Source organism: Chamaesiphon sp. OTE_75_metabat_556 (assembly GCF_031378165.1).
Taxonomy (GTDB): Bacteria; Cyanobacteriota; Cyanobacteriia; order Cyanobacteriales; family Chamaesiphonaceae; genus Chamaesiphon.
The window spans coordinates 1-5229 of sequence record NZ_JANNDR010000264.1 but is presented as its reverse complement, the minus strand read 5'-3'; the positions used below and the strand labels follow the sequence as shown (position 1 = coordinate 5229).

6 protein-coding genes and 1 pseudogene are annotated in these 5229 nt (G+C 44.8%); 1 reads left to right on the top strand and 6 read right to left on the bottom strand.

Features of this window, described 5'->3' with window-relative positions; genetic code table 11:
• Nucleotides 1-237: pseudogene (locus tag RMO27_RS10775) on the top strand (AarF/ABC1/UbiB kinase family protein); the annotation flags it as partial.
• 112 nt (nt 238-349) lie between these two features.
• Here the strand turns inward: RMO27_RS10775 and RMO27_RS10770 are convergent.
• The 6 genes from RMO27_RS10770 to mutS all read right to left on the bottom strand — a co-directional run.
• Nucleotides 350-1675, bottom strand: coding sequence for a leucine-rich repeat-containing protein kinase family protein (locus RMO27_RS10770; protein ID WP_309732217.1), 1326 nt, complete (start codon nt 1673-1675; stop codon nt 350-352).
• Nucleotides 1676-1810: 135 nt separating this feature from the next.
• Nucleotides 1811-2086 carry a hypothetical protein gene (locus tag RMO27_RS10765; RefSeq protein WP_309732215.1) on the bottom strand — a complete coding sequence of 92 codons (276 nt, stop codon included), beginning with the start codon at nt 2084-2086 and terminating at the stop codon, nt 1811-1813.
• Complete coding sequence (locus RMO27_RS10760; protein WP_309732213.1) at nt 2049-2327, bottom strand: BrnT family toxin; 279 nt, start codon at nt 2325-2327, stop codon at nt 2049-2051. Before RMO27_RS10760 ends, RMO27_RS10765 begins: the two co-directional genes overlap by 38 nt.
• A 271-nt stretch (nt 2328-2598) precedes the next feature.
• On the bottom strand, nt 2599-2772 hold the full coding sequence (locus RMO27_RS10755) for a hypothetical protein (RefSeq protein ID WP_309732212.1): 174 nt from the start codon (nt 2770-2772) through the stop codon (nt 2599-2601).
• A gap of 96 nt (nt 2773-2868) precedes the next feature.
• Nucleotides 2869-3330 carry a hypothetical protein gene (locus RMO27_RS10750; RefSeq protein WP_309732210.1) on the bottom strand — a complete coding sequence of 154 codons (462 nt, stop codon included), beginning with the start codon at nt 3328-3330 and terminating at the stop codon, nt 2869-2871.
• Nucleotides 3331-3381: 51 nt separating this feature from the next.
• Nucleotides 3382-5229: DNA mismatch repair protein MutS (mutS, locus tag RMO27_RS10745; RefSeq protein ID WP_396133661.1), on the bottom strand; the 1848-nt coding region annotated here is incomplete at its 5' end.

Genomic DNA, 5229 nt, shown 5'->3' with positions numbered 1-5229 from the left:
TTGAAGCTCAATCTCACGATTCAAAACCTCGATGGCATCCAAAATAGTATCGACGATGCCGCCAATCGTCGATCGTTTAGTACGGTAGTTGGCGCATTAATCGTCGGCGCGGCGATCGTGTCTGCCAATGCCCGCACGCCCGAATTGCAGTTGCTCAGTAATGTGTTATTTGGTGCGGCAAGCATTTTAGGCTTGTGGTTGATTGTCAAAATTATTAGGTCTGGTAACTTACTTTGATTTCACACGATCTAATATCGCTACTATATCCCCGACTTCTTCAAGAAGTCGGGGATATGTCATCACTGATTTTAGTATTTAAAACGATCGCGTTGGCCTACTTCGATAAAAGTTATTCTTTAGTTGTAATTTCAGCCAAAATTCGATCAATCTCTATAAACAATGGTCTAGCGGCAGGAATTGTCTGCAAACAATCTTGCTGTAACTTATTTAATCGACTGAAGATCTGTTTGTCCGCTTCAGCACTCGGTACTTGAGCGCGCTCCAATAAATCTTCGAGCAAACAACCAAAAGCTCTGACTTCCGATCTTTCCAAAGCTGCCCCAGCAATTTTATCGCTGAGATCGTAACTAGAAGCCGCCCCAAAATCGCCTAATAAAGAATGCCCACTCTCATTCACTAAGATATTGTGAGCGTACAAATCGCCATGCATGATGCCCTGAGTGTGGAGATGTGCCACCGCCGATGCAATCCCAATCGTAATTCGCAGGACTGTTTCGATCGAAAAAGAGGTATTAACTGCATAGGTGTCTCTAGTGCAACTATCCAAACTCGGCGGATTGCCCAAATTTTGATAATCGGCAGGAATTAATGATAATATTAGCCCCGATCTGTCATCAGGACAATCGATGATTTCACCCAACGCGCCCACCAGATGAGGATGCCCACCAGCAGCGATACAAGCATTCATTTCATCTGCTGGCGAACCATCACTCGTGATCGCCCCTTTAAAAATCTTGATTGCGACAGCAGTTGGTGGCTGCGCTGGCGATTGCCACACACCCTTGGAAATCACTCCCGAAGCACCTTCACCCAAGGTATCCGCGAGGGTCAACTCCGCCCACGGAATGGTGGCTACAGTTGCCGACAGGTTCGTAATACAACACGGATTGCCAGCATAAGCCAACCAGGATAATCGAGGTAGCGTAAATAACCAGCTTGGCAAAGATTCCAGCCGATTTGCGGCCAATCTAATCAGTTCTAAATTCTGACAAGCCGCCATCTCATCCGGTAGCGATCTCAATTGATTTCCGGCTAACATCAATTTTTGCAGTTTGTGGAGTTGACCGATCGAATTTGGCAGCCGTTCGAGCTGATTATCAGTGAGAATTAACCACCTCACATTTAGAGGTAAGACATTCTCGCCCAAAACCCTAATCTTGTTAGATTTAAAACTCACCATCGACAGATTTGGACAATCTGCCAAAACTTCAGGGACTTCCTCAAAATCATTGTTACTCAGAAAAATAATTTTGAGATCGTGTAAGCGTCCCAGATCGGCAGGCAAAGATCGTAACTTGTTATCAGACAGGTTTAATATTTCCAGCGAATCTGCCAAGTCAAAAATCTCGATCGGGAATTCTGTCAAGCCAGCAGCTAAATCCAGCCGTTTTATCCCCTGCAATTGACCGGATCGTAACAAGTCGATCGTTTCCATATATTACCAATCTCTAATCCAGACACAACCATTAGGTTATTTTATGCCGATCTCTGACTCGATCGAGCAAAGCACCTTCATCGATGTCAGCATCACATCATCGAAAATTTTACATTATTCATTAAATAGATATTTTTATGCAGATTGTCGATCGCTATTTTCAATGTATCGGCGCAGAACTGTATTAATCATTTCTGTCGGCTGTACGCCTTGAGACTGGAACCATTTCATCACATCAGGATCGAGATGTACCAAGTTCTGAGCCTGTGCTGCTGGAATCCGCAGCGTGGCTCGCTCAAAAAAATTATCCGTTAAGGGTGGAATATCCGAGTAATCAATGTTGTCATCAGACATTGCTGCCAATGCTTCCCAATTAGTACCGGAGGTATTGTTCGAGTCGTTTTTGTTCATGACGATTTGCTCTTCGGGCTGAAATTATTCTGATGATATCCCCTTCTCGCTCTGTCCAGACAACTACCGCGACACCAAGACCGAGAAATCCAATCCCTATCCATCGATCTTCGTCATAATCGATGCGGTCATCTAGCTCGATTAATATGTCTTCTTGAAACATTGCAGAGACATCGGCGAAGTCAATTTGATGCTTGCGGATATTCTCAAGGTTCTTTACTTCATCCCACTCAAATTGCATTAAAGCGACAATTAGGATACATCAAATCGAACTATCTCCTATTATCGCTCATCTAGGCATGTTCGATCGAGTGATAATTATAGACAAGATTTCTATCAAATCTCAAACTACTCTGAGAGATTCATATTCTGCGATTTCTTCTTGCAGTTCGTCTAGTTGAGTACTCAGAGCATCTAACTGAGTTGTTTTTCGTAGTTGTTGATTAGGATCGGATGAATCATCACTATTTTTTAGTATTAAAATGGCTTTTGTGAATTCGCTAACTCTTACTTTAGTCGTAACATACTGATGTTCGTTTAATATCATATGAAATAAAGTGACAGAAAATACTATTATACTTAGTGATTCGATCCCGAACGAGATCTGTATTCCACACTCGATCTAGTGAAATATCCTCATCGAGATCGGCATTGATGACGTTACCATCTTCAAACAAAATATACATCCCTGCATACTGAGATCTTTATAGAATATATATAAATGCTTGGAACCTAGATCTTGAGACCTGCCTATCCAAATAAAATAATAAAATAGGCTAAAATCACAAATTCTCAAATAGTTTACCTGGATTTCTAACTACTGGTGAAAGTATCTCCCTCAAGGAAATAGCTGTGTTTTTATGTCCAGAATCCTTGCGAATCGCTAGAATTAACTTCGCTAATGCTTCTACTACATTTTGGTTCTCATCCGATGCTTTACGAAGTGCCAAGAAAAGCTGAAACACTTCATCTGAGGCATAAACAGTTAGATCTCTCTCTATTTTGAATATATCATTTTCATCGTTTGTTTTGTTGCTTGGGTTTTTGTCATTTGCAATAGAACCCAGTACATTGAAAACTAAGTCCAATAATTGCTTGTACGCAGTACGTTTTTCTTGCTCTAAAGCTTTATCTTTTTCATTGCGCCTCTGCAATGAGGCAACAAAGTATTGCACAATCAAGGTAAATGTCCCCGTCAAAAAAGCAGTTGTACCACTAACTAAAAGTGTTTCAGGAAAAGTCATTTCTTTTACTCCTTGTTTATTCTGATTTTATGCTCTTTATAGACAAGGTTCTCACGACATCGATTCCCGCAATCCTAATGCGATTTTACTATGCTCTTCAATCTGCGACATCACCTGCCGCGCACGACTAATTACCGTCGGCGGTAAACCTGCCAACCTGCCCGCTTCAATCCCATAAGATTTACTCGCACCGCCGGGTTGGACTTGGTGGAGGAAGATGATTTGGTCTGGTAATTCTTTGACAGTGACTTGATAATTTGCCACATTTGGCAGGATCGATGCGAGTTCGTTGAGTTCATGATAATGGGTGGCAAAAATCGTGCGCGATCGAATCTCATTTGCGAGATATTCGGCAACTGCCCAGGCGATCGAAAGTCCATCAAATGTAGCCGTTCCCCGTCCAATTTCATCTAATAAAACCAGGGAATTGGGTGTGGCATGATTGAGAATATTGGCGGTTTCATTCATCTCTACCATGAAGGTGGATTGTCCGGTGGCGAGATCGTCTACTGCACCGACGCGGGTGAAGATGCGATCGCATATTCCCAACGTAGCAGCGGTGGCAGGGATAAAACTGCCAATTTGCGCCATGATTTGGATCAAGCCTAATTGCCGCAAATAACAACTTTTGCCGCTGGCATTTGGCCCCGTGAGGATAATTAAATCGGGATGTTCTACACTAGTGGTAATGTGTTCGGCTTGTCCTAATTGGGTGGAATTGGGGACGAAAAATCCGGCTAATAAGGCTTTTTCAACGACAGGATGACGACCGTCGGTAATCTGGATTTCGCGACTCGGTACCATTTGGGGGCGACAATAGCCTTGAGTTGCGGCAATTTCGGCTAAACCGCAGAGGACATCGATTGCTGAGATACTGCGGGCGATGGTGCGGATTTGCTCGGTGTGGGCGGCGACAGTGGCGCGGAGTTCGATGAAGAGTTCGTGTTCGATCCGGTTGAGATCGTCTTGGGCGGTGAGGATGCGGACTTCCCGTTCTTTGAGTTCGGGGGTGATGTAGCGTTCCTCGTTGGTGAGGGTTTGTTTGCGGATGTAGTCGCCTGGTACTTGGTCGGCTTTGAGGCGGGAGATGCTGATATAGTAGCCGAAGGTTTTATTGAAGCCGACTTTGAGATTGGCGATGCCCGATCGATCGCGTTCGATCACTTCGAGATTGGCGATCCATTGATGATCTTCAGCAGCTAATGCTCTTAATTCGTCGAGTTGGGTGTTGATGCCCGATCGCATCAAACCGCCTTCTTTGAGATGCTGGGGCGGATGTTCGACCAAATGTGCCGCGATTTTTTGTCCTAATGCTTCGAGTTCGGCGGGGACGTGGTGGAGGATTTTTAAAAACGGTGATTTGCCCTGGCTGGCAATATTTGCTAATGCAGGAAGTTTGAGGAAGGAGTCAGAAAGCGCAACGAGATCGCGGGCGTTAGCGCGTCCAGATGCGGCTTTACCCGTCAGGCGTTCGATATCGTAGATCTGTTTGAGTAGTTGTTGGAGATCTTGGCGCAGGAAGGTGTTTTCGACTAGTTCTTGGATCGTAGTTTGACGTTTAGTAATTGATGCAATATCGAGCAGGGGTTGGAGCATCCAGCGACGCAAGGCGCGTCCGCCCATTGCGGTACAGGTTTTATCTAATGCCCACAATAGTGAACCTGCGAAATGACCGTCGCGGACGGTTTGGGTGATTTCCAGGTTGCGGCGGGACTGGTGATCCAAGACTAGATAGTCGCCGAGGGAATAAGTCCGTAGGGGTTGCAGGGCGACGGGGTTACTTTTTTGGGTGGCTTCGAGATATTCCAATAGGCCGCCAGCAGCTCGGACAGCGAGGGGAAATGGCGTACACCCCAAAGATTCTAGCGATCGCATCTTAAACGTATCCAAGAGCCGTTG

Excerpts from the sequence above, each read along its gene's own strand:
- RMO27_RS10770 (WP_309732217.1), bottom strand. The coding sequence starts at position 1,675 with ATGGAAACGATCGACTTGTTACGATCCGGTCAATTGCAGGGGATAAAA.
- RMO27_RS10765 (WP_309732215.1), bottom strand. The coding sequence starts at position 2,086 with ATGAACAAAAACGACTCGAACAATACCTCCGGTACTAATTGGGAAGCA.
- RMO27_RS10760 (WP_309732213.1), bottom strand. The coding sequence starts at position 2,327 with ATGCAATTTGAGTGGGATGAAGTAAAGAACCTTGAGAATATCCGCAAG.
- RMO27_RS10755 (WP_309732212.1), bottom strand. The coding sequence starts at position 2,772 with ATGTATATTTTGTTTGAAGATGGTAACGTCATCAATGCCGATCTCGAT.
- RMO27_RS10750 (WP_309732210.1), bottom strand. The coding sequence starts at position 3,330 with ATGACTTTTCCTGAAACACTTTTAGTTAGTGGTACAACTGCTTTTTTG.